2 protein-coding genes are annotated in these 3370 nt (G+C 55.8%); both read right to left on the bottom strand.

Going from position 1 to position 3370, the window contains the following annotated elements:
- The coding region (locus VNX88_10900; protein HWY69168.1) for a hypothetical protein at positions 1-2418 on the bottom strand (2418 nt) is incomplete at its 3' end.
- Between the two features lie 307 nt (positions 2419-2725).
- Positions 2726-3370 (bottom strand): hypothetical protein (locus tag VNX88_10895; protein HWY69167.1); only part of this gene is annotated, 645 nt, incomplete at its 5' end.

Below are 3370 nucleotides of genomic sequence, written 5' to 3'. Positions count from 1 at the left end.
GGAGCTGAAATTTGGAAGATCCGGCACGTCCGTCATCAGGGATTTCACTCGGGCAGCAAATGCCTGCTTAGCCGCGGCGCCGCCATCCGCAAGTTTCTTCTCGATGCCCTGTGAGATCTGGACGAGTACCTTTATGAGTTGGGCGATGTCGCTGCGCGTGTTGTTAATATTCGTCTGGAGCAGCACGCTGTTGCGCGATGTCTTGTTGAGTTGAATGTCGTACTCGGCGGCGAGCAGATTTTTGAACTGCGTGCCGTCAAAGCCCGCGGCCCCGCAGACCAGTGTGAGCCGTGTGACATCGAGGGCGAATTCATCTTCGTTGAACGCCTTTACTGCGGTTGCCCAATTGGCTCCTGGCGTCAGGTAGTCTACAAATCCCGAATTTCGGAACTCCGCGGGAATCATTTCGTCGGCACCGAGGATCCGGAAGTACTTCGAGACGAGCGGATGCGAATTCACTTCGCGGCGCAGGTCCAGCGCCAACTGAATGGCTCGGTTCACCAGTTCGTAGCCCTCCAGCTCCATCTGCCGCCGCGCTACGTCTAGAGAGGCAATGATCTGCAAGTTTGGTGAAGTGGATGCGTGGGTGAAGACTGCTTCGTGGAATTGCTCTTCCACGGTGTGATAGTCCGGGTCCTTGACGAGCACCATCGAGCCTTGCCGGAGGCAAGACATGGATTTGTGAGTTGAGTTGGTCTGGTATACCCGCAGCCGTGCCTTATCCGGGTTTGCGAGTAAGCGCGTTTCCAGCAACCTCTTATCGTCCGGGCGTAGATCGGCTCCCAGCTTTTTTTCCTGTTCTTTGTACGCTGCGCGGTACGCTGGAGTTTGAAACTTTTGTTCCAGTGTTGCTGCGGCTCCCATCGCTGTGCGCCGGCGATAGAAGGGACTGAATCTTGCGAATCCGAACCACGCCTCATCCCACAGGAAGATGAGATCCGGCTTGATCGCCAGGCATTCCTCCATCACTCTCTCGGTGTTATAGATGTGACCGTCAAAGGTGCAATTCGTGAGTACAAGAAGCCTTGCTCGATCCAACCGGCCTTCCGCCTTCAAATCGAGCAGAGCTTTCTTGATCGTGCGCAGCGGCACTGCCCCGTACATCGAGTACTGCGTCAGCGGGTAGGCTTCTACATACAGCGGGAAGGCCCCAGAAATTACCGCGCCATAGTGGTGGGACTTGTGGCAGTTGCGGTCGACCAGCATGATGTCGCCGGGCGCCAGCAACGCTTGTTCCACCATTTTGTTTGACGTTGAGGTTCCGTTGGTCACGAAGAACACGTGGTCTGCGCCAAAAGCTCGCGCGGCCTTCTCTTGTGCAATCTTGATGTTTCCTGTTGGCTCCAGCAGGCTGTCGAGGCCCCCGGTGGTGGCTGAGGACTCCGCCAGAAACAGGTTCAGCCCATAAAACTCTCCCATGTCGCGAATCCAGTTCGACTTGAAGATCGATTTCCCTCTTGCAATCGGCAGCGCGTGGAACGTACCTATCGGCCGTTGCGCATACTTCTGCAAGTTATCGAAGTAAGGTGTGTCGTAACGGTCTGTGATGCCGTCGAGGATGCTCAGGTGCAGCTCCAGAGGTTCTTCCACCTGATAGAAAATGCGCCGGACGCATGCAGCACCAGTGTCCCCGGCGATTTTTTCCGCTTGCCGATCGCTGAGGAAGTAGACATCCAGCTCGGGCCTCAACTGCTTCAGCCCCCGCGCCACAGCCAAGCCGTATTGTCCTGAAGTCGTATCAATCCCGCTGGCCGCCAGGTGGTTTGTCAGGAATTCTCGCAAAACAGGATTGTTGTGCGACGATGAGAAGGGAAATCCCTCATAGATGACCACGGCTTCGATACTACCGTTTAGGATTGCCCCGAGCACTGCGTCCTCGAAATTCCCGACGAACACCGACTCGTAGACAAACCTGTCTTGTGGTCGGCGCAACCTGCGCAGTTCTTGCGCCAAGTCGGACCACGCCGATGGTCGAGCCGGATTCACCACCAGAACCTCGAAATACGGGCGATACTGGGAACCTTCACGCGCACCAGGCATCCGATCGGTGAGGCTCATCAACTGCTCCTCGTTCTCCCAATCGGCAAGATTGCTGCGGTAAGAATGTGTAAGCAGAGCAGCGCTGATCTTCTGCACCATCCCGACCGTGCCGATTGGGTCGCCGGCAGCGACGCTCTCCTGAAGCGTCTTCAGGAGTGCCGCTCCTGGAAATGCAAAAAAATCCTCCCACTGCCGCAGTTCCACAAATGCCGCCGAGACGGTTTCTTTACATCTCTCAACTTCGTGGCGCGGTTGGTTAGCCGCGGCTTCCCAGGTGCGTGCTGCTTGCAATAGCGAGCGCCAGCGATCCAGTCGTGCCTCGGCCACAGTGAAAAACCGGTCAAGTTGAATGTCCTGTGCTTTTGTAGCGCTGCCCATAATTGCTCTCCTGTCTCGATTTCCGAAACCCCTGTCCAACCGGCGGTTCACTCAGAGCTTTTCTCTCGCGAAGCTGGCCGCATCCTGCGTTTGCGAGCGGAGTAACCCGCGGTTCCGCACAAGGACTTTTCATGCCAACATTTTCGACCACGGTGCTTCTACACTCGTGCCAGACTCACCGGTTCTTACGACATACTGATTCAGTCGCAGGCGCCGGAGGCCGATTTCGGGCCTTTCGTGGGGAGGTTAGGTTAGCTATGGAGGATCAAAAACTGGCAAAACTGACAGGGAGCCCGTGAAACGCGGCTCAGTGCGCGCGCAAGGAATTCGCGAGGCTTTCGAGATTTTGGGGATGCACCCGGATTACTCCATGTCTCGGGCTGTCGATGTCTGCGATCAGGAACACCGAGACGGCAAGAACAATCGGCAGGATCCAAAACAGTAATGCGCTTCTACCTCGCGCAACATAACCCACCAACACGTTGCAGAAGATACCGATGGTAATCAGGAGGCACCATGCCGCGACGGGGATTCGATTCCACCACGCTGCCTGAGTGTATCCCTGCGCATTCAACACGTCGTTCATGCCGGCAATAACAAGAGCGGCCAGGATCGTCGGCTGCTGAGACGCGGGCCCACTGACCGATGACCACATCTCCGACTGCAGCTGTGCAGTCTGGAGGTTAATATGCTCAAGTAGTTGCTCGTCGGATGTTTTGTAGCAAAGGACCCGCTGATCGAGATAGCTCTTCAGCAAAGTATGCACTCTCGCTGCATCGGTGGTAGGCAACAAGTCCACCCTCACATATTCCGTCCCGATCGCGTTGGCTTCCTCTTCTTCAAGATTCTTGCGCTGATCGTACCTGCTGACTGCCATCGAAAACGTGAAGCCGATAATAAGGCCCAATAACGTCAAAGTAGCGCCCAGGATCAGCTTGAAATCATCAAACAT

Source organism: Terriglobales bacterium, from assembly GCA_035567895.1.
GTDB lineage: Bacteria > Acidobacteriota > Terriglobia > Terriglobales > Acidobacteriaceae > Gp1-AA112.
The sequence above is the reverse complement of the archived record's forward strand: the minus strand, read 5'-3'. Positions and strand labels throughout refer to the sequence as shown.